General features: G+C 70.6%; 12 protein-coding genes. 9 read left to right on the top strand and 3 right to left on the bottom strand.

The window, feature by feature from the left end; genetic code table 11:
• Window positions 1–23 precede the first annotated feature (23 nt).
• A complete protein-coding gene (locus BJ971_RS27115; RefSeq protein WP_184996018.1) occupies window positions 24–2,420 on the bottom strand; it encodes a calcium-binding protein in 2,397 nt (798 codons plus the stop codon).
• A 645-nt stretch (window positions 2,421–3,065) separates the two neighbouring features.
• Between BJ971_RS27115 and BJ971_RS27120 the strand changes: the two genes are divergently transcribed.
• The 4 genes from BJ971_RS27120 (at window position 3,066) to BJ971_RS27135 (ending at window position 9,509) form a co-directional block, all read left to right on the top strand.
• Window positions 3,066–5,849, top strand: a complete 2,784-nt coding sequence (locus tag BJ971_RS27120; protein WP_184996019.1) for an AfsR/SARP family transcriptional regulator — start codon at window positions 3,066–3,068, stop codon at window positions 5,847–5,849.
• A gap of 120 nt (window positions 5,850–5,969) precedes the next feature.
• Entirely contained in the window at window positions 5,970–6,812 is an 843-nt protein-coding gene (locus BJ971_RS27125) for a HalD/BesD family halogenase (protein WP_184996020.1), read from the top strand.
• Window positions 6,813–6,829: 17 nt separating this feature from the next.
• The gene (locus BJ971_RS27130; RefSeq protein WP_184996021.1) at window positions 6,830–7,681 is read left to right on the top strand and encodes a class I SAM-dependent methyltransferase; all 852 of its coding nucleotides are present in this window, start codon (window positions 6,830–6,832) and stop codon (window positions 7,679–7,681) included.
• Between the two features lie 22 nt (window positions 7,682–7,703).
• On the top strand, window positions 7,704–9,509 hold the full coding sequence (locus tag BJ971_RS27135) for a choline/carnitine O-acyltransferase (protein ID WP_184996022.1): 1,806 nt from the start codon (window positions 7,704–7,706) through the stop codon (window positions 9,507–9,509).
• A gap of 40 nt (window positions 9,510–9,549) precedes the next feature.
• On the opposite strand, the gene BJ971_RS27140 is transcribed toward BJ971_RS27135, so the two are convergent.
• On the bottom strand, window positions 9,550–12,714 hold the full coding sequence (locus tag BJ971_RS27140; RefSeq protein WP_184996023.1) for a vWA domain-containing protein: 3,165 nt from the start codon (window positions 12,712–12,714) through the stop codon (window positions 9,550–9,552).
• Window positions 12,715–12,908: 194 nt separating this feature from the next.
• Here BJ971_RS27140 and BJ971_RS42315 point away from each other — a divergent pair, with 194 nt between their 5' ends.
• The 5 genes from BJ971_RS42315 (at window position 12,909) to BJ971_RS27165 (ending at window position 21,012) form a co-directional block, all read left to right on the top strand.
• Window positions 12,909–15,209 carry a rhamnogalacturonan lyase gene (locus tag BJ971_RS42315; protein WP_184996024.1) on the top strand — a complete coding sequence of 767 codons (2,301 nt, stop codon included), beginning with the start codon at window positions 12,909–12,911 and terminating at the stop codon, window positions 15,207–15,209.
• 270 nt (window positions 15,210–15,479) lie between these two features.
• On the top strand, window positions 15,480–17,225 hold the full coding sequence (locus tag BJ971_RS27150; protein ID WP_184996025.1) for a glycoside hydrolase family protein: 1,746 nt from the start codon (window positions 15,480–15,482) through the stop codon (window positions 17,223–17,225).
• A 396-nt stretch (window positions 17,226–17,621) separates the two neighbouring features.
• Complete coding sequence (locus BJ971_RS27155) at window positions 17,622–18,719, top strand: sugar ABC transporter substrate-binding protein (RefSeq protein WP_184996026.1); 1,098 nt, start codon at window positions 17,622–17,624, stop codon at window positions 18,717–18,719.
• A gap of 155 nt (window positions 18,720–18,874) precedes the next feature.
• Window positions 18,875–19,693: an ATP-binding cassette domain-containing protein gene (locus BJ971_RS27160; RefSeq protein WP_184996027.1), complete on the top strand. Its 819-nt coding sequence runs from the start codon at window positions 18,875–18,877 to the stop codon at window positions 19,691–19,693.
• Window positions 19,690–21,012 carry a sugar ABC transporter permease gene (locus BJ971_RS27165; RefSeq protein WP_184996028.1) on the top strand — a complete coding sequence of 441 codons (1,323 nt, stop codon included), beginning with the start codon at window positions 19,690–19,692 and terminating at the stop codon, window positions 21,010–21,012. The genes BJ971_RS27160 and BJ971_RS27165 overlap by 4 nt, the downstream gene beginning before the upstream one ends.
• Before the next feature lie 13 nt (window positions 21,013–21,025).
• On the opposite strand, the gene BJ971_RS27170 is transcribed toward BJ971_RS27165, so the two are convergent.
• Window positions 21,026–21,724, bottom strand: coding sequence for a response regulator transcription factor (locus tag BJ971_RS27170; RefSeq protein WP_203709290.1), 699 nt, complete (start codon window positions 21,722–21,724; stop codon window positions 21,026–21,028).
• Window positions 21,725–21,768 lie beyond the last annotated feature (44 nt).

A 21,768-nucleotide genomic window follows, 5' to 3' on the forward strand; every position in this document is an offset into this window, starting at 1 on the left:
AGAGATCACGAGCCCTCGCCGGGTCAGTCGGCCAGGATGGTCTCGCAGCCGGTGGTGGTGCCGCCGGCCCGGACGAAGCAGCTGTCACCCGTGGGCGCGGCGCCGTTCGCGCCGCCGTTCGCGCGGTCCTGGACCTCGTCGCTGCCGGGCGTCTCGCCCTCCAGGAGCCGGCTGCCGGGCTCGGCGCGCAGGACGTCGTCGCCGCGTCCGCCGGAGAGGACGTCGGTGCCGTTCTGGCCGTACAGGGTGTCGTCGCCGTCGGCGCCGTACATGGTGTCGTCGCCGGAGCCGCCCCACAGCTCGTCCGGGCCGCCGATGCCGATCAGGTCACCCTGAAAGTCGCCGTACAGGCGGTCGTTGCCGGCATCGCCGCGCAGGACGTCGTCGTCCTCGCCACCTTGCGCGCTGTCGTCGCCGGAGCCACCCGTCAGGGCGTCGTGGCCGGGACCGCCCCGCAGGACGTCGTCGCCGCCGTCTCCGCGTACCGTGTCGCGGCCGTAGTAGCCGTCGATGTCGTCGTCGCCGTCGCCGCCGGCGATGTCGTCGTCGCCGTACCAGCCCAGCAGCTTGTTGGCGCCGGTGCCGCCTCGCAGCGTGTCGTCGGCGGACCCGCCCTCGAGGTCCTCGACATCCGCGGCGATGGTGTCGCGCTCGCCCGCCGTACCGTCGTCGCCGCTCGCCCCGTCCAGGTCGGCGGTCACGGAGACGGTGCGCTGGAAGTACGACACCAGGTCCCGGCCCGGCCCGCCGTTGAGCACGTCCGCGCCGTCCTGGCCGTCGAGGACGTCGTCCCCGGCATCGCCGTTGAGCGTGTCGTTGCCGTAGCCGCCCCAGATCCGGTCGTCGCCGGCGCCGCCGGAGACGGTGCTCGCACCGGTCCCGTAGGCGCCTTGCAGCACGTCGTCCCCGGCGCCGCCCACGATGGTGTTCCTGCCGTCGCCCCCGAACAGACCGTTGTCGCCGTCGTTCCCGGTGAGCGTGTCGTTGCCGGCACCGCCCTCGACGACCTCGACGTCCGTGGCGATCGTGTCGCGTTCACCGACCTCGCCGTCGTCACGTACGGCCGCGTCCAGGTCGACGATGACGGGTGCCGTCCGGTGCCAGTACGACACCTTGTCGCGGCCCGTCCCGCCGTCGAGCGTGTCGGCACCGACGCCGCCGTCCAGCTCGTCGTCGCCGTCGCCGCCCACGAGCCGGTCGTCGCCCTCGTCCCCCTCGATCAGGTCGTATGCGCCCCCGCCGTCGAGGACGTCGTCGCCGTCGTTGCCCTCGAGCCGGTTGGTGGCGTCGTTGCCGGTCAGCGTGTCGGCGCCGGGACCGCCCACGATCTCCTCCACGTCGGCGGCGATGGTGTCGCCCTCGCCCCGCTCTCCGTCGTCGCCCGGCTGCCCGTCGAGGTCCGCGGTGACCGGTCCGCGATGCGAGGTGTACAGCACCTTGTCCTGGCCCGGCCCACCGGCCATGACGTCGGCACCCGCCTCGCCGTCCAGGTAGTCCGGCCCGTCGCCGCCGTCGATCCGGTCGTTGCCCGCCCCGCCGGAGATCTGGTTCTCCAGGCCGTTACCGCTGAGGGTGTCGCCACCGGAGCCACCCTGCAGATTCTCGACGTCCGGCCCGATGGTGTCGCGCTCACCGGACTCGCCGTCGTCACCCGCGGCGCCGTCCAGGTCCGCCGTCACGGCGTTGCGATGGTCGGCATAGGTCGCCCAGTCCATGCCGGCGCCGCCGTCGAGGGTGTCCGCGCCGGCCCCGCCCGCCAACATGTCGAGGTCCGCGCCGCCGCGCAGGACGTCGTTACCGGCGCCACCGTTCAACCGGTCCTCATCCGCGCCACCGTCGAGGACGTCCGCCCCGGCGCCGCCGACCAGCACATCGCCGTGCCCGCCACCGGAGAGCCTGTCGTCGCCCGCCCCTGCGTCCAGCGTGTCCCAGCCGGCATCCCCCGCGATGACGTCCGCGCCGGCCCCACCGGACACGCGGTCGTCGCCTGCCCCGCCGTTGAGGGCATCACCGGCGCTGCCGCCGGCGATGGTGTCATTGCCCGTACCGCCCGAGACGGTGACGGCGACACCGGCCTTCGCGGCGAACGTGTCGTTGCGGTCGCCCAGCGACACCGTGACCCGGCCGATCGCCTTGGTCGTGGTACAGGTCACCTTGGTCTTGTCCTTCTTGACCGCCTTGCAGCCCTTGCCCGCCTTGACGGCCACGGTGTCATCGACGGTGATCTTCCGCCCCGAGACCGTGACCCGGACCCGGTTGGACTTGCCGCCGGCCGCGGTGAAGGCGACGGTACGCGCACCGGTGACCTTGGCGGTCCCGGCCGCGGCCGCCTGTGCGGGCGCCGCCAGGGTCGACGCGCACGCGACGGCGAGGACGGTGACGCCGGCAGCGGCGAGTGTTGAACGAAGCGAAGGCGACACGGATTCCCCGATGATGATCGATGCGGCGCGACAAGATCCGCAGAGTACCCAACCGGCGCGTCAGCCGGTGACCCACAGACCTCGCGAATGCGCCCGCGCTCGATGGCCTCGCTCTGCCGCCCGATCCGCCGCGGCGGCGGGGTTTCCGCAGGAGGGCGGTCGCGTCCAACCTCGAGGTTGCCGCCCTGAGCTGCTCGAACCTAGAGGTGCTCATGGGGACAGCATCGTGAGCGATGTCGATGCGGCGTCTCCCCATGAGTTCCTGCAGTTCCCGCCGGCCGAGATCCGGCGGCACGCCGGTAGCGTCGACGAGATCGCCGACGCGGTACGGACGGCGCGCGGCGCCGTCCGTGAGCTGAGGGCGACAGTCCGGCGAGAGTCGCGAGCGGCTGCCGGCGGCCGGCCCCCCGATAGTCGGAAGCCACGGTACGACCGCCCGCTCCCGCAGCCGACCGCACAGCTCCGCACCTTCTCCGCCCCTCCCATGTGTAGATCAGGTGCACCGCCCAGGATGGCCGGTGGGCCTTTGGTCGATCTGGTAGCGGATCTAAAACCGGGCGGTCTCCACCACTGGGCACGAATTCCGAAACCTGGTTCACTGAACGGCGGAGGTCGAGCCGGGCGCTCGGGGGGTCAGGTTTGCGCGTGCGCGTGCTGGGTGCGATACAGGTTGCCGCGGACGGAGACTTCGTCACCGCCGGTCCCGCCAAGCAGAGTTGCGTACTCGCGGTGCTCGCGTTCAGCCCCGGCCAGCCGCTACCGATCGAGAGCCTGATCGACCGGGTCTGGGGGCAGAGCGCACCCCGTTCCACCCGGGACGCCCTCTACCAGTACCTGTCGCAGATCCGCGCCCTTGGTCTGGCCGTGCACCGCACGGGCGCCGGCTACCTGCTGGACCTGCCGGCCGAGCAGATCGACCTGTACCAGGCCCGAGCCCTGGCCGGGCAGGCGCAGGCCGCCGCCCGCGAGGGCGACCCGGCGGTCGCCGCCGGGCGGTACCGCCAGGCCCTGAGCCTGTGGCACGGCACCCCGCTGGCCGGCATCAGCGGCGAGTGGGCGACCAGCACCCGGGAGACCCTCGAACGCGAGCGCCTCACCCTGCTGAGCGCGTGCTTCGACGCCGAACTGGCGCAGGGCCGCCATGCCGAGGTACTTGTCGAGCTGTCCGCCGAGGTGGCGGCGCGGCCCTTGGCGGAACGGCTGGCCGGCCAGTTGATGCTGGCGCTCTTTCGCTGCGGCCGGGCCGCCGAGGCGCTGGACTGCTATACCCAGATCCGCCGGCGGCTCGGCGACGAGCTCGGCGTGGAGCCGACGCCCGCCCTCGACGCCCTGCAACAGCAGATCCTGCGGCAGGACCCGGCCCTGCTCGCCGATCCCGCCGCGAGGCGCGACGCTCCGCGGGCGGGCTACCGCCCGCCGCGGCAGCTTCCGGCCGACATCGCCGCGTTCGCCGGCCGGCACGCCGAGCTGGCCACTCTCGACACGATCGGCGGGGGCGACACCTCGCAGGCCGTGGTCATCTCGGCCGTGTCCGGCACCGCCGGGGTCGGCAAGACCGCCCTGGCCGTGCACTGGGCGCACCGGGTCGCCGACCGGTTTCCCGACGGGCAGCTGTACGTCAACCTCCGCGGTTTCGACCCGGCGGGTACCGCGCTGAGCCCGGACGAGGCCGTGCGCGGCTTTCTCGACGCGTACGCCGTGCCGCCGCAGCAGGTTCCGGTGAGCCTGGCCGCGCAGGCCGCCCTGTTCCGCAGCCTGCTCGCGGGTAAGCGGGTCCTGATCCTGCTGGACAACGCCCGCGACGCCGAGCAGGTCCGGCCGTTGCTGCCCGGCTCGCCCGGCTGCCTGGCCCTGGTGACCAGCCGTAACCAGCTCACCGGCCTGGTCGCCGGCGAGGGCGCGCGGGCGCTGCGGCTCGACATGCTCACCGAGGCGGAGTCGTTGGCCCTGCTGGCCGGCCGGCTGGGCCGGGAACGGGTGGTGGCCGAGCCGGACGCGGTGGCGGACCTGATCGAACGCTGTGCGCGGTTGCCGCTGGCCCTGGCCGTGGTAGCCGCGCGGGTCGCGGTGAACCCGGACCTCTCGCTCGCGTCGCTGGCGCGCGAGCTGCGCGAGGCCCGGGTCGGCCTGGACGCGCTGGGCAGCGACGACCCGGCCACCGACGTGCGGGCCGCGTTCCACGCCTCGTACCGTGTGCTGAGCCCGGCCGCCCAGCGGCTCTTCCGGTTGATCGCGCTGCATCCCGGCCCGGAGGTGTCGATCACCGCGGCGGCGGGCCTGGCGGGGGTTGCGGCCGGCGCGGCGCGCGCCGGGCTGACCGAGCTGGCCCGGGCGCATCTGCTCACCGAACCCTCGGCGGGCCGGTTCACCTGCCACGACCTGCTCCGGGCGTACGCCGGGGAGCTGGTCGCGGAACGCGACGCCGAGCCGGACCGGGACGAGGCGGTACGCCGGCTGCTCGACTACTACCTGCACAGCGCGGACGCGGCGGCGCAGGCGCTGGACCCGCACCGCGACGGCGCCGGGGTGACCGGTGCCCCGCCGGGGATCGAGGCGGAGCGGTTCGCCGACCGGCAGTCGGCGCTGGCCTGGCTTGCCGTCGAGCATCCGGTGCTGGTCGCGGCGGTGGATCTGGCCGTGGCGCGCGGGCTGGACGACTACACCTGCCGGCTGGCGGCCGCGATCGCCGTCTTCCTCGACTGGCAGGGCTACTCCCCCGAACTGGCCGACACGCAGGGCTCGGCGCTGGCCGCGGCGGAACGCCTCGGCGACCGGACCCGGCAGGCCCGCGCGCACCGCGACCTGGCGCAGGCATACGTACGGCTGAACCGCCGGGAGGACGCGCTGGCGCACCTGCGCCGGGCACACGATCTGTTCGAGGGTGACCCCGCCGGCCAGGCCAGCGTGCTGATGAAGCTCGGCTGGCTCCGTGAGCAGCAGGCCGCACACGACGAGGCCCGCCGCTACGCCGAGTCCGCCCTTGAGCTGTACCGCCTCGCCGGTCACCTGGCTGGCCAGGCGCACGCCTGGGGCGCGATCGGCTGGTCGTACGCGGCGGCCGGCGACTACCAGCAGGCGCTGATCCAGTGCCGGGAGGCGCTCGCGCTCAACCAGAAGATCAACAACCGGTACGGCGAGGCCAGCGCCTGGGACAGCATCGGCTTCGTGCATCACCACCTCGGCCAGTACCGCGAGGCCGTGGCCTGCTACCGATCGGGGTTGAAGCTGGTCCGCGACCTCGGGGACCGGCCCGGCGAGTCGATTCTCCTGGATCACCTCGGCGACACCCACCGGGCGGCCGGCGACCTGCCCGCCGCCCGGCATGCCTGGGGGTCCGTGCTGGAGATCCTCGTTCCCGCCGACAGCGCCGCCGCGGCGCGCATCCGTGCCAAGTTCGATGAGGCGTTGGCGCTCTCGCTGGGTGCCTAGCTATTCCACGGGCGGCCCGGCCGCTGTGAACAATGTAACCAATGGGACTGGACGCCGGTGAATCTTGTTAGGATTCCCCATTTCTTCAAGCTGCCACCATTGAGGAGGGGTCCCGCCCCAATGAATGTTGTGGACACCGTGCGCTATCCATTGGCCGACCCGGGAAGCGACGCATGGGAGCGCGTCGTTTCCCGGACACGCACCGAACTGCGCGAACGCGGATGCAGCGTGCTGCCGGCGTTCATTCTGCCGGGCGGCTGGGACGCGCTGCGGCGAGAGGGTGCCGGGGTCGCCCCGCTGGCGTACTACGACGTTGAGGAGACCAACGTCTACAACATCGCGTTCGACGCCGACCTGCCGGCCGATCACCCGGGCCGCATCGTCATGCAGCGCGGCAACGCGTTCGTCCCGCGCGACCGGATACCCACCGACAGCATCATCCACCGGCTGTACACCGACCCGTCCTTCGTGCGCTTCGTGGCCGCCTGCTTCGAACTGCCGGAGCTGCACGAGCTCGCCGACCCGCTGTCCGCCCTGGTGCTCAACGTCGTGCAGCCCGGCATGGAGCACCCGTGGCACTTCGACACCAACGAGTTCACCGTGAGCATGCTGACCCAGGAGCCGGAGCAGGGCGGCGTCTTCGAGTACTGCCCGAACATCCGTTCGGCGGGCGCGGAGAACTTCGACGCCGTCCGTTCGGTGCTCACCGACGCCGACCGCTCGCCGGTGCAGGCACTGACCCTGCGCCCCGGTGATCTCCAGCTGTTCAAGGGCCGGTACGCGCTGCACCGGGTGAGCGCGGTACGCGGCACCACCGCCCGGCACTCAGCGATCTTCGCCTACTCCGAACGCCCCGGCGTGATCGGCAGCGTCGCCCGTACCCGGCAGCTGTTCGGCCGGGTCCTGCCCGCGCACCTCGACGCCGAGCGCAAAGCCGTGCGGGTCGACCAGTTGCTGGACTGATAATCGCGAGGAGCCCCGTGCGTTTCGACCGGACCGGAAAAGTTTCCCTCGAAGGCATCTACACGCAGCCCGATCCCCGCGCCTATTTCACCACCCTGCGTGAGCTCGACTATTGCATTCCCCAACTCGCCAAACCCTATTTCCAGCAAATCATCGGGCAGTATCGCGAATCGCGGCAGGTGGCGGTCCCGACCGTGGTCGACGTCGGTTGCTCCTACGGCGTCAACGCGGCGCTGCTGCGCTGTGACGCCACAATGGACGACCTGTACGATCGCTACGCCGACACCGAGCTGACCCGGCAGGAGCTGCTGGAGCGCGATCGTGAGCTGGTCCGGTCGCACGGGTCACCGGCCCGGTTCGTGGGGCTGGACGTGTCCCGGCCGGCGCTGGAGTACGCGTCGGCGGCCGGGTTCCTCGACGACGCCGTGCAGGCCGACCTGGAGACGCGCGAACCGACGGCGAGGCAGCGCGCCCTGTTCGCCGACGCCGACATCGTGATCTCCACCGGATGCCTCGGCTACGTCACCGGCCGGACGCTCGTGCGCGTGGCCGGCGCCCGCCGGGACCGGCGGCCGTGGATGGCGCATTTCGTGCTGCGGATGTTCCCGTTCGCGCCGATCGCCGATCGCCTGGCGGACCTCGGCTACGAGACGACGCGGGTGGACCGGACGTTTCGGCAGCGCCTTTTCGCGTCCGACCGGGAACAGCGGCAGGTGCTCGAGACGATGTCCGCCGCCGGTGTCGATCCGGAGGGCCTGGAGACCGATGGCTGGTTGCACGCTCAGCTCTACGTCTCCCGGCCCGTCGGCACTCCCGACCCCCTGACCTTCGACGTCGACGAGTCGATGACCCAGAAGGCCGCCCGATGAGCACCGAATTCGAGGAGACCGAGTGAGCACGTTCGAGAACGAGGACACCCTGGCGCGGGTGCCGTTGCCCGCGCTGGAGGACACCTGCGCCCGGTTCCTCGAGTGGTCCGCGCCGCTGCTGAACCAGGAGGAGCTCGCCGACGCCGAGGCCGCGGTACGGGAGTTCGGACGGCCCGACGGTCCCGGGCCCAAGCTGCACGCCGATCTGGTGCGGTACGACGCGGATCCGGCAACGCACAGCTGGTTGGACGCGTTCTGGCCGGCACGCTATCTCGGTCGCCGGGACCGGATCGCGTTGAACGCCAACTTCTTCTTCCTGTTCCGCGAGGCGCCGTTGCACGGATTCGCCGAGCCGCAGGTGGAGCGCGCGGCGGGGCTCATCGCCGCCGCCGTCAACTACAAGGCCCAGCTCGACGACGAACGCATCCCGCCGATCGCGACCCGCGGGAATCCGTTGTCGATGGCGCAGCACAAGTTCCTGTTCTCCACCACCCGCATCCCGGGGCCGGTGCAGGACACCGTCCGCGCGCCGTACAGCGACGAGTGGCAGGGCCCGTCGACGGCGCGGCACATCGTGGTGTTCCAGCGCGGCAACGCGTACCAAATGAACGTGATCGGTCCGGACGGGCGTCCCTATTCCCTCGACGACCTGGCGGCCGGCCTGCGTGAGGTGCGGAAGGCCGGTGCGGCCCGGGCCGCGACGGACACGGCGGTCGGTCATCTCACCACGATGGCCCGGGCCGAGTGGGCGGCGGCCCGGGACCGGCTGGCGGCGCTGGACCCCGGTAACGCGGCGAGTCTCGACACCATCGAGACGGCGCTGTTCTGCGTGTGCCTGGAGGACCTGACGCCGGCCGACGACCTGGCGGCCGGCGATCAGTTGCTGCACGGCGACAGCGGCAACCGGTGGTTCGACAAGGCGGTGTCGCTCATCGTGTTCGCCGACGGCACGGCCGGCATCAACGTCGAGCACTGCGAGCTGGACGGCACCACCATCCTCAGCTTCGTCGACGCGCTGCTCGGCGCGTCGCCCGAGGAGCACGCCGCGCAGTCGGGTGCGGCGGCGCAGGGCGTGCCGGCGATCGAGCCGGTCACGTTCGTGCTCGACGACGCGCTGCGGGCCGACGTCGACGCCGCGGCACGGTCGTTCGCCCAGTACGGCGCGGACACCGCCACCGTGACCCTGCCCTTCGACGAGTTCGGGGTGGACGAGGTCAAGCGGCTGCGGATGTCGCCGGACGCGTTCGCCCAGATGGCCTACCAGCTCGCGCACAAGCGGGCCAAGGGCTTCACCGGTGCCACCTACGAGTCCATCGCCACCCGCCAGTACCGGCGGGGGCGGACCGAGGCGATGCGCGTCGTCACCCCCGAGGTGCAGCGGTTCGTGTCCACCTTCGACGACCCCGCCGCGTCACCCGAGCAGCGGCGGGCGGCGTTCCGGGCCGCGGCCGACAAGCATGTCGAACGGGCGAAACAGTGCCAGGCCGGTGCGGCGCCGGAGCAGCACCTGTGGCAGCTGCAACTGATTCAGAAGTGGCGTGGGGACGCGCTCGGCGTGCCCGAGGCGCCCCGGCTGTACGAGACGCCGGGGTGGCTCACGATGCGCGACGACTACCTGAGCACCAGCTCGGCGCCGTCGGCCAACATCAGCTACTTCGGGTTCGGTGCCACCAGCAGTCGCTGCATTGGTATCGCGTACGTGCTGCTGCCGGACCGGTTCAACCTGTTCCTCAGCACGCCCCGCCCGGTCGCCGACATGATGTACACGTTCGCCGACCGGCTCCGCGAGGCGCTGCGCGAGCTGCGCGACCTGCTCGACGAGCAATAGCCGGGTCCCGGGTCCGCCGCCGAGGCGGCGGACCCGGTCCTCAGCAGGACGGCATGTCACCCATCGACGTCAACGGCGGGCACGGCATCGCCATGCCGGCCACGTCCAGCCAGCCGTCGACGTACCCGGCGGTCCCGGCGTGGTCCTTGCCGAGGACCCGGGCGCCGAGGCGGTCGAGCACCTTCGACTTGATCACGTCGCACCCGATGCCCTTGGCCTCGTCCCAGAAGGCCTCCGACGACTGCTGGGCCAACTCCGCGACGCCGGGTTTGTCGAGGTTCTCGATCACGTGCGCGTACCGCAACATCTGCGCGCTGATGGCCTTGGCGAGGGCCACGAACACGCCGACGGCGCCCATGCCGAGCGACCCGCCGGCGATGGCCAGCAACGACAGGAAGGCCTTCTCCATGGAGATCTGGCATTCGACGTCGTTGCTCGTCCCGCCGCCGCTGCCATCGGCGAGCACGCCCAGCACCGAGCCGGTGTCGGGGTCGACGGCCCAGAACGCCACCGGGGCGCCGTCCGCGGGCAGCAGGCGGTCATAGTCGTTCCAGTCGTCGAGCAGCGCACGCCACTGTGCCCGGGTCGCCTCGGGCAGGGCGGCGATCCGATCGCTGCCGACCGAACCCTTCGGGACCAGGGTCAGGCGTTTGCCCTTCAGCGCGCCCCACGTGCTGGTCTTGAAGGCGACACCCTCGGCGACCGCGAGCTCGGCGGACCGCTCCAGCGTGCGATCGAAAGCGCCCACCCGGTCGGCGCCGAGGGTCGACCATCGGGTGTACGGCAGCACGTCGGCATGCCGTACCCGGCTGGTCCCGAAGTGCGGCCGGTCCACGTGCAGGACCGCCCGCAGTGTGGTCTCGAACGTCAGGTCCCCGTCCCCGGACATCGGCGGATGCAGCGCCGGGACGATCGACGGCAGGAACGGCAGCCCGGCCTCGAGCGCGGCAACCATGCGCGGCTCGTCCTCGGCGAATACCGCCTCCCAGTACGGCTTCGCGCCGATGCGCGCGGTGAGCAGGTCGTCGAGCCAGGTGCCGAGCGACGGTGCCGCCCCCTCGAACGACACCAGGGCGGTGCCGAACATCAGGCCGCGTACCTCCTCGACCGCGGCGGCGGGCACCGGACCGGCGCCGGCCCGGTCCCGGTCGACCCCGGCCAGCACCCGCACCACCTCGCGTTCGTCTCCGACCCGCACCGCGAGGTAGATGCCGGCGAACGCCGACCCGGTGGCGCGCTCCGCCTCGGCCGGCACCTCGTACGTTGCGGTGGCGGTCACGCCCTTGCCCACGGTGAGGGACACGGTCCGCTCGGCCGGGCCGTCGAGCGGCGCCCGGTACCGCAGCCGGTACGGCTGGATCTCCTGGCGGCGAAGGAACGCGTCGGTGGCGGCGACCGTGCGGTCGACGTCGCTGCCCTGGGTGGCCACCCCGCCGGTCGACCGGACGATCTGCGCCTGCGTCGCCGCGTTCACGTCGCCGATGCCGATGGCCACCACGGGCACACCGGCGCCGACGCGGGCGCGCAGCCCGGCCAGCCGCTCGGCGCGCGTCTCCTGGTCCTGGAAGTCACTGGCGATGACGATGACCGTCGGTCCGGACTCGTTGGCCCGCGCCAGCGACTCCCAGATGTTCGAGCCGAAGCTGGACAGCCTGCCCACCGCGGCGCCGACGGCCGGCGGGGTGCGCAGCGTGAAGGTGCCCCTCGAGGTCCCGCTGACCGCCATGACGCCCATCGCCGCGCCGGGGTTGCGGGCGAACAACCGGCGCGCCAGTTCGGTGGCGAACGCGACCGGCTCCGGGCCGGTCTCGATGGAGCCGGACCGGTCGAGCACCAGCATCACCCGCGGTGGCCGCGGCTTGTTCGCGGTCATCCGCAGGCCCAGCTTCGTCCGCTCCTCGGCGAGGCCGAACGCCGAGGCGGGCAGCCCGGTCACCGGCTTGCCCGCCGAGTCCACCGCGCTGACCCGCAGGGAGATGTCCGGGAACGTGCCGCCGGCGACGTCGACCTCGATCTTGGCCACCCGGTCACCGGCCCGGGCATCGTCCTCGGCGGGTACCTCCAGCGGTTCGCCGTCGACGAGCACCGCGCCGTCCCCGGCCTCGATCACCTGGCCGTCGAGCGTTATCGCCGGGCCGCTGTGTGCCAGCCCCTTCGCCGTCTCGGCGTCCAGGCCGGGCCCGTTCACCGCCAGCATCGGGATGAAGGTGCCGACGTCCCGCGGCCGGAGGCGGATCAGCCTGGCCATCTCGGTGGTGGGCCGGAACGCCACCATCAGCTGCCGCCCGACCAGGTCGTCGGCCTGATATTCGGCCTCGATCAGCGGCCTCGCGACGCCGGGCTCCGCGGTCGTCGCGGCGAACAGCCGCACGCGCACCGGAATGCCGGGCCGCGCGCGCGACGCCCGGGACGTCCGGTCGCCGGTGTGGCTCTCCCCCAGCTTCGCACCCGGCACGAGCGGGTTCGCGAACGTCTCCCGGCCGTCCACCACGACCTTGACCAGCGGTATCCGCCGGTTACGCGGGGGCCCGGGATCGGCCGCTCGCCGGGACGCGAGCGCCTCGGTCAGCTGCCGGGCGAGGTCCTTGCCGGCCGCGACGTCATCGCGTACGTCGTCGGCGCGGTCCTGAGCTGTCGACGTCGGCGCCGTCCCGATGGCCTTGCTCCAGCGGTCGATCGAACCCTGGTCCGCCTTCGGTGCGAACGGGCGCCGCACCGGCCGGAAGATGCTCATGATGTCGACGTCGTCGGCCAGCGTGCCGACCACCACCTCCGCCTGGAAGCCCGCCCGCCTGTACAGCTCGGCCAGGGTCTCCGTCTTGTCCCGGGCGGAGCCGGCCCCGCCGCGCAGCGTGCCGCGCACGCCCCACCGCGTGTCGTCGGTCAAGGCGGCCGGCCGGTCCGCGGACGGGTACGCGACGATCTGATCCCGGACGAACGCGAGGATGGCCTCCGGGTCCCGGCCGGCGACCACGCGCTCGGCGGCCGCCGCCACGTGGTCGGGGCTCTCGCGGACCGAGGCCCGCAGCTGCTGCCACACGCCGAACGGGACGTCGGAGTCGGCGACCGGCCCGTCGCCGTCCTCGCCGAACAGGCCGCATCCGGTCACCGTCAACGCGGAGACCGCGGTCGTGAAGACCAGGAACGACCGTCGGCTGAGCGCGCCGGCGGCGGCGGGCGGGATCGGATCGGCCGGTCGGCGCATCGCGAGACGACTCCTTGCGGTGGGGGTACGGCTGACGCGCACACCCTGCCGGGCACCCGGCGATCCGTCCATTGGGTGAATGCCCTACAGCGGCTCTGAAACGATCCATCTACTCGCCCGTAGCGGTTGACCCAGAGACCAATGTCGATACAAACTCTGCGGTAAGCGCTTACCTACGTCCGGTGGAGACCCAGATGAGTCCTCGCAAGACACGTTTGGTCAAGACCTGCGTCGCCGCGGCGGCCGTCGTCGGCCTCGTCCTGGCCGGCCAGGACGTGCAGGCGTCTCCCCGCCCGGCCCCGCCCGGTCCCGCCCTGGAACGCCTCGACCGCGGACTCGTCGCCGCCCGTACCGCCGAGGGGAACTTCGTCAGCTGGCGGCTGCTCGGGCAGGAGGCCACCGGCGCGTCGGCGACCGGTGTCACCGGCGCGAACTTCAACCTCTACCGGGACGGCCGGCGGATCGCGACGGTCACCGACAGCACCAACTACCTCGACGCCGCCGGCACCGCTACCTCGAAGTACCAGGTCGCCGCCGTCTGCGACGGGCACGAGGGACCGCGCGGCAAGGCGGTCGTGCCGTGGACCGGCGGCGGCCGGTACGACCTGCCGCTGCGCAAGCCCGCGGACGGCGTCACCCCGGTCGGCGAGGCGTACACGTACTCGGCCAACGACCTGAGCGTCGGCGACGTGGACGGCGACGGCCAGTACGAGTACATCGTCAAGTGGGACCCGTCCAACTCCAAGGACGTCTCCCAGGTCGGCTACACCGGCAACGTCTTCGTCGACACGTACCGGATCGACGGGACCCTGCTGTACCGCATCGACCTGGGCGTGAACGTCCGGGCCGGCGCGCACTACGCGCAGTTCCCGGTCTACGACTTCGACGGCGACGGCCGCGCCGAGATGATGATCAAGACCGCACCCGGCACCAAAATCATCAGGTACGGCGGGGACGGCGCCGTGCTGTCCGAGAAGTACATCACCATGCCGAAGGACGACGTCCTGGCCGGCTACCGGAACACCGACGACTACCGGCTCAGCGCCGCCGGCTACCACCGGCACATCGTGGACATGTTCCGCGGCTGGGACCGGCACCCCGAGGTGGTCGCCGGGCACTGGCCCGCCACCCTCGAGCAGGCGTTCGGCATCGAACCCAGGTACCCGTACCCCCTCAGCGAGACCGACGCGACGGAGCTCGCCGACTACTTCATGGACGTGTACGCGCCGTCCCGCAGCGCCCGTAACGTGCTGCGCGCCTTCCAGGGCTTCATCGTCGACGGCCCCGAGTACCTCACCGTCTTCGAGGGCCTGTCCGGTCGCGAGCTCCAGACCATCCACTACAAGCCGGGACGCCACGACGACGGTCTCATGTGGGGCGACTACGCGATGGCTCGCATCGAACCGGGCAACCGGGTGGACCGCTTCCTCTCCGGCGTCGCCTACCTCGACGGCCGCAACCCGTCGGTGATCTTCGCCCGCGGCTACTACACCCGGACCACCCTGGTCGCGTACCGCTGGAACGGTCGCCGGCTGGTCGAGAACTGGTTCGTGGACAGCGGCTGGACGCCGATGACCAACCCGTTCAACGACGGCCCGCACGGTCGCGACGGCACAAGCCCCAAGTGGGGCACGATCACCACCCAGGGCGACCATTCGCTGAGCGTCGCGGACGTGGACGCCGACGGCAAGCAGGAGATCATCTACGGCAGCGCCACCCTCGACGACAACGGCGACGTGCTGTACTCGTCGTTCGACGTGCTGCCCGAGGGCAGCGCGGCACCCGGCCAGAACGTCCGGCTCGGGCACGGCGACGCCATGCACGTCACCGACATCGACCCGGACCGGCCGGGTCTCGAGATCTTCACGGCCCACGAGGGCGCCACGTTCGCCCCGTACGGCATGGCCATGCGCGACGCCCGCACCGGCCAGGTCCTGTTCGGCAAGTACTCGGGCCGGGACACCGGCCGGGCCATGATCGGTGACGTGCTGCCCGAGCAGCGCGGCATCGAGTCCTGGGCGAGCCTGCCCGGCGGCACCGACTCGCTCGGCCTGTACACGGTGAAGGGTGAGGTCATCGGCACCACCATCCCCGGAACCAACCAGAGCATCCGCTGGTCGGGCGACCTGACCACGCAGATCCTCAACGGCGCGCTCGAGGTCACCCCGACCATCGACGACTGGAAGCGCGGCCGGCTGCTGACCGCCGAGGGCACCCGCGCCAACAACGGCACCAAGGGCAACGCCGGCCTGATCGCCGACATCTTCGGCGACTGGCGCGAGGAACTGCTGATGCGCACGACCGACAGCTCGGCGATCCGGATCTACCTGAGTACCGAGCTGACCGGCCACAAGCTGTACACCCTGATGCACGACCCGCAGTACCGGGTCGAGGTGGCTCGCCAGCAGACGACCTACAACCAGCCGGCGTACCCGAGCTTCTACCTGGCGACGGACACCGACTGGGCGAAGGTTCCGCTGCCCGGCCGCCGCTGAGCGCCACCCTTTCCGGAGAGTTGGACCGGTGACAGGTGTACCGGTAGCGTCCTGGAACTTTCGGGTCCAGTGCCCCATTGCCTGCCCGCCAGCGGGATACCTACGGTTAACCGACGTCGGATGTTGTGGACCACAACAAATTCGAACCGGCCGGTAGGACAAGCCCCCAACGCTCCGTTGTTCACCAGGCATCGCGGATAGCTGCGGGTCATCACTGCTGATTCCGGCCCGACTCTGTGCCGCTCATGGCGGCACCGGCCAAGGAGCATCATGAAAAGAAGCAGACGACTTCAGCTCGCCGGGGCCATTCTCGCCCCCCGCCGACTGGGTGCCGCGATCCTCGCCACCGGACTGGGGATCGCCGCCGCGGCGTTCCTGGCGCCGGACGCCGCCGCGGCGGACCCCCCGGGGCCGACGTTCGCCACCTCGAACAACTCGTCCGACCCGCACGCGTTCAAGTGCAGGCGCAGCGGCGGCGTCGAGGGCTACTGCATGGTGACGTCGCAGGACCTCTTCGAGGGCCCGTTCGACGTGGACGGCCCCGGGGAGAACTACTACCCGATGAGCCAGACGATGGGCTACTTCTCCCCCGACGGCCTCAACTGGACCGCGTCGGCCGTGGCGCTCACCGAGGCCACGATCGGCAGGTCGGGCACCAAACACTTGTGGGCCCCGGCCGTGCGCCGGGTGAAGAACCCCGTCGGGCCGATCAACCCGCAGGACTACTACCTGTACACCCCTGATCTGACCAACAAGAACGACAAGTACTCCTCGAAGATCTTCGTCACGAGCTCCACCGACCCCATCTCGGGGTACGGCAACGCCAACATCCCGAACAACACGGTCAAGGTGAAGCAGATCGCCGGCGTCGGCTACATGTCCGACCCCGAGGTCTTCGTGGACGGCAGCGACCCCACCACCACGAGCACCGCCGGCCAGTATCTGCTGTGGGCGGACGGCGACAAGGACTCCTGTGGCGGCATGTCGCTGCGCCACATGTCCAGTCACACCGCCCTCGACGCCGGCTTCACCGACCCCAGTCAGGCCTGGCTGAGCATCGGCGGCCCGCTGGAGGCCGACATGGGTAACTGCGTCAAGGAGAAGGTGGGCGGCGGTGGCGGCGGCGTGGGCACCGAGGTACACCGTCCATACCTCGAGGGCGGCTCCATCTTCAAGACCAGCAACTGGCAGTCGAGTCTCAACCACAGCCTGCCCGGGCCCTACGTGATGGTGTTCGCCGCCAAGCCCGAGTTCACCCCGGCCGTCTGCCAGCAGCCCGGCCAGCCCAACTCGGAGCTGTCGGTCATCGCCTACGCGACCGCCGGCTCGGTGACCGGCCCGTGGACCTACCAGGGCATCATCATGTGCGGCAGCGACAGCGAGTGGACCAACCAGGCGACCATCGAAGAGGTCAAGGAGGCCAGCGGCCGCGCGCACCTGGTGCTCGTCTACCACGACGGCGTCAACACGGACTCCCGCAACCGCAAGCTGCGCTCGGAGTGCCTGGTGACGGACGCTCGTGGGAAGTTCCTGCTGACCTCCCGCTCCGCCGAGGGGGCCGCGAGCACCTCCGGCACCCCCGGGTGGTGCATGGCGCAGAACAAGACCAACCTGGTGGCGCTCAAGTCGGTGGGCACGAACCAGTACGTCAGCAGCCCGGGCGCGACCAGCCAGCTCAGGGCGACGGGTAGCTACATCGGGCTGTGGGAGCAGTTCGGGCTCAACACCGGCGACCAGGTCCCCTTCTACTACCTGCTCTCCCGCAACCCGGGCAACCAGTGGGTGCAGGTGAACCGGAACGACGGGAACAAGGTCATGACCCGGGGAGCCGCCGCCGGCGACTGGGAGGGCATCCGCCCGGTGCAGGCGGTCGGCCAGCCGGCGACCACCTACAACCTCAAGGACTCGGCCGGCAACTTCTGGCACGTGAACTCCGACGGCAACATCACCGCCTCCCCCGGCACCCCGAGCTCGGGCGACACGGGCGCCCAGTTCAGGTTCGAATACCTCTGGTGAGCCGGCCGTAGGCAAAAGGGGGTGTCCGCCGATCTCGGTGGGCACCCCCTTGCTTCGAAATGTTTCGGACGAGTCGGTCCACCGTCTCCGGCGAACCGGCCGATAGGCGAACCCGGCGGTCGTCCGTTATAAGGCGACATCGCCGACCCGGGGGGACGCCCGCCGATGCGCAATTCGTGTGGTGCGCGGTGAAACGCGGCACGGCCCCCGTGTTGCCAGATTGTTATTCCAAGGAACAAGATCCACTCGCGCCAATGCTTGCGCTGAGCGTCATGATGAGAAAATGTTGCCGAGCACAACAAACCATCCCCCTCTCAGCATTCCCAGCACCGAAACTTTCGGCGATGGGCGCTACTGAATTCAGTCGAATGTCCGATTACTGAAAGGGACCAAGAAATGCGTAAGGGACTTTTCGCCCTGGCGGCAGCGGGTCTGCTCGCCACCGGCAGCATGGCCGCGTGCGGTGACGACAGCGGCACCGACGGCGGCACCAACGGCGGCTCGTCGGTCGGCAAGGTCGGCGTCATCCTGCCGGACACCCAGAGCTCGGCGCGTTGGGCCACGGCGGACACCACGTACCTGAAGGCGGCGTTCGACGCGGCCGGCGTGCCGGTCGACATCCAGAACGCGCAGGGCGACAAGACCCAGTTCCAGACGATCGCGGACGGCATGATCTCCAGCGGCGTCAAGGTGCTGATGATCGTCAACCTGGACTCCGGAACCGGCAAGGCGGTCCTCGACAAGGCCAAGGCCGCCGGCATCGCGACCATCGACTACGACCGGCTCACCCTCAGCGGCGGCGCGAACTACTACGTCAGCTTCGACAACGTGGCGGTCGGCAAGCTCCAGGGCGAGGGCCTGGTCAAGTGCCTGACCGACAACAAGGCCAGCAAGCCCGTCGTGGCCGAGCTCAACGGCTCGCCGACCGACAACAACGCCACCCTGTTCAAGGAGGGCTACGACTCGGTCCTCAAGCCCAAGTACGACTCGGGTGACTACGTCAAGGGCCCGGACCAGTCCGTTCCGGAGTGGGACAACGCTCAGGCCGGCACCATCTTCGAGCAGATGCTGACCGAGAACAAGAACATCAAGGGCGTGCTCGCCGCCAACGACGGCCTCGGCAACGCGGTCATCTCGGTCCTCAAGAAGCAGAGCCTCAACGGCAAGGTCCCGGTCACCGGCCAGGACGCGACCGTTCAGGGTCTGCAGAACATCCTCGTGGGCGACCAGTGCATGACGGTCTACAAGGCCATCAAGCAGGAGGCCGACGCGGCCGCCGAGCTCGCCATCGGCCTGGCCAAGGGCGAGAAGAAGGAGACCGGTCAGACCGTGACCGACCCGGAGTCGAAGGCCACCGTTCCCGCGGTCCTGCTGGTCCCGAAGGCGATCTACAAGGACAGCGTCAAGGACGTCGTCGCCGACGGCTTCGTCACCAAGGCCGAGCTCTGCACCGCCGACTTCGCCAAGCTCTGCACGGACAACGGCATCAGCTGACCCAGCAGCTGTCGACGGGCCAGTTCTCCGACCGCTGACTTCGGCGCCGCCCATCCCTGCGGGCGTGGGCGGCGCCGAAGTCGGGTCCCTCCACCCGATCGCGAGTGGCCGAGCCACGGACGAGACACCCGGTCACTAAGCGAAGGAGTACCACCGTGGCCGCGACACCTCTTCTGGAGTTGCGCGGGATCGACAAGAGCTTCGGTCCCGTACAGGTCCTGCACGACGTCGGCCTCAGCGTCTATCCGGGCGAGGTCACCGCACTCGTCGGTGACAACGGTGCCGGCAAGTCGACGCTGGTCAAATGCATCAGCGGCATCTACACCATCGACGCGGGCACGGTGATCTTCGACGGCAACCAGGTCGCCATCCACAGCCCCCGGGACGCGTCCGCGCTGGGCATCGAAGTCGTCTACCAGGACCTCGCACTCTGCGACAACCTCGACATCGTCCAGAACATGTTCCTCGGCCGCGAGAAAGTACGCGGCATCGTGCTCGACGAGCCGACCATGGAACAGATGGCCGGCGACACCCTGGCCGGCCTCTCCGTGCGTACCGTGAAATCACTCCGGCAGCTCGTCGCCAGCCTCTCCGGCGGCCAACGACAGACCGTCGCCATCGCCAAGGCCGTGCTCTGGAACAGCCGCGTCGTCATCCTCGACGAGCCCACCGCCGCCCTCGGCGTCGCGCAGACCGCGCAGGTGCTCGAGCTCGTGCGCCGGCTGACCGACAACGGCCTGGGCGTCGTACTGATCTCGCACAACATGAACGACGTCGTCGCGGTGTCCGACTGGATCGCCGCGCTCTACCTCGGCCGGATGACGGCACAGGTCAAGACCGCCGACGTGACGCACTCCCAGATCGTCGAACTGATCACCTCCGGGCGCAGCGGCAACCTCGGCCTGCCCCCCGAGAAGCCCTCCGACTTCAACGGCGACATCATCGACATCACGCCCCCGGGAGCCGTCCGATGAGCAATCTTCAACCCGGCCTCGGCCCAGAGGTGTCCGAGCCGTCGACCGCCGGCCACGTCGAAGTGGGCTCGCCGACCACGATCAGCGCCGGCGTCCAGGTGGTCAAGCCGACCCTCGCTAGCCACCTGCACGACTACTGGGGCCGGGTACGCGGCGGCGACATCGGCAGCCTGCCCGCCATCCTCGGGCTGATCGTGCTCTGCCTGATCTTCGGCATCGCCCGCCCCACCTTCTTCAGCGCCCTCAACTTCGCCAACCTGTTCTCCCAGGGCGCCGCGGTCACCCTGATCGCGATGGGCCTGGTCTTCGTCCTGCTGCTGGGCGAAATCGACCTCTCCGCCGGCTACGCCAGCGGCGTCTGCGGCGCGGTGATGGCGATCCTGCTGACCGATCACGGCTGGCAGTGGTACACCGCCATCCCCGCCGCCCTGGCCACCGGTCTGGTCATCGGCTTCATCCTCGGCTTCCTGGTCTCCAAGGTCGGTATCCCGTCGTTCGTGGTCACCCTCGCCGCGTTCCTCGCCTTCCAAGGCATCCTGCTGGTCCTGCTCAGCGGCGGTAAGAACATCTCCATCCGCGACCCGTTCGTGCTGGCCCTGGCCAACAAGAACATGACCGTGGCGGTCAGCTGGATCCTCGCCATCGCCGCCGTCGCCGGCTACGCCCTGGTCGAATTCGCCCAGGTCCGCAGCCGCGCCACCCGCGGCCTGGTCACCGACCCCATCGGCGTCGTGCTGGCCCGCATCGGCGGCCTCGCCATCCTGTTGTTCTCCGCGGTCGCGGTCCTCACCCAGGAACGCAGCATCAACCCGCTGATCAGCGGCTCGGTCAAGGGCGTACCCATCGTCGCCCCGATCATCGCGGTCTTCCTGATCGTCTGGACCTTCATCCTGGGCCGGACCACCTACGGCCGACACGTGTACGCGGTAGGCGGCAACAAGGAAGCCGCGCGCCGTGCCGGTATCCCCGTCGACCGGATCCGCATCTCCGTGTTCGTCATCGGCTCCTTCATGGCGGCGGTCGGCGGCATCATCGCGGCCAGCCGCGCCAACTCCGTCGACCCGAACTCCGGCGGCAGCAACGTCCTGCTCTACGCCGTCGGCGCCGCCGTCATCGGCGGCACCAGCCTCTTCGGCGGCAAAGGCCGCGTCATGGACGCCGTCATCGGCGGCGCCGTCATCGCGGTCATCGACAACGGCATGGGCCTGATGGGCTACAGCTCCGGCGTCAAATTCATCGTGACCGGCCTCATCCTGCTGCTGGCCGCAAGCGTCGACGCCCTCTCACGCCGCAGAGCGGCAGCCACCGGCAACCGATGAACCGGCCCTCGGCTCACCCCGCACGGGGTGAGCCGAGGCCAGCGTCGCGGGCGCGCAGCATCGCCTGGCGTCGATCGGCGACGTGCAGTTTGGCGAGAATGGTCGACACATGATTGCGCACGGTCTTCGGGCTCAGATTGAGCCGGCCGGCGATCGCCGGATTCGACTCGCCGTCGGCGAGGAACGTCAGTACCTGCCGCTCGCGCTCGGACAGCGCGGGCAACGCCGCCGCCCCGCCGGCCGCCTCGCCGCGGGACACCGCCGGGCCCGCGGTGAAGTAGTCGACGATGCGCGCGGCGATGCTCGGCCCGAAGATGGCACCGCCGGCCGCCACGCCCCGGATCGCCGCGACGACCTCGTCCGGGGTCGACCCCTTGAGCAGGTAGCCGCGGGCACCCGCCCGCAACGCCGCGAACACCGACTCGTCGTCGTCGAGCATGGTCAGCATCAGCAGACCGACACCGGGCGCGTCCGCGGCGATCGCCCGGGCAACCACCACACCGGACAGATCAGGCATGTTGATGTCCAGCACGGCCACATCCGGACGCTCGGCGAGCGCGACCCGTACGGCCTGCGCGCCGGTGGTCACCGCCGCGACACACCTCAGACCCGGGTAACTCTCCAGGGTCAACTGCATCCCGGCAAGAAAGATGGGGTGGTCGTCGGCGATCAGTACGCGTAGGAGGCGTTCGTCCGGGCCGCTCTCGGGCACGAGTCCTCCAGCCGTACGTCAGTGGCGCTACCTCCCCGATGTTG

The organism is Amorphoplanes digitatis (assembly GCF_014205335.1).
Taxonomy (GTDB): domain Bacteria; phylum Actinomycetota; class Actinomycetes; order Mycobacteriales; family Micromonosporaceae; genus Actinoplanes; species Actinoplanes digitatus.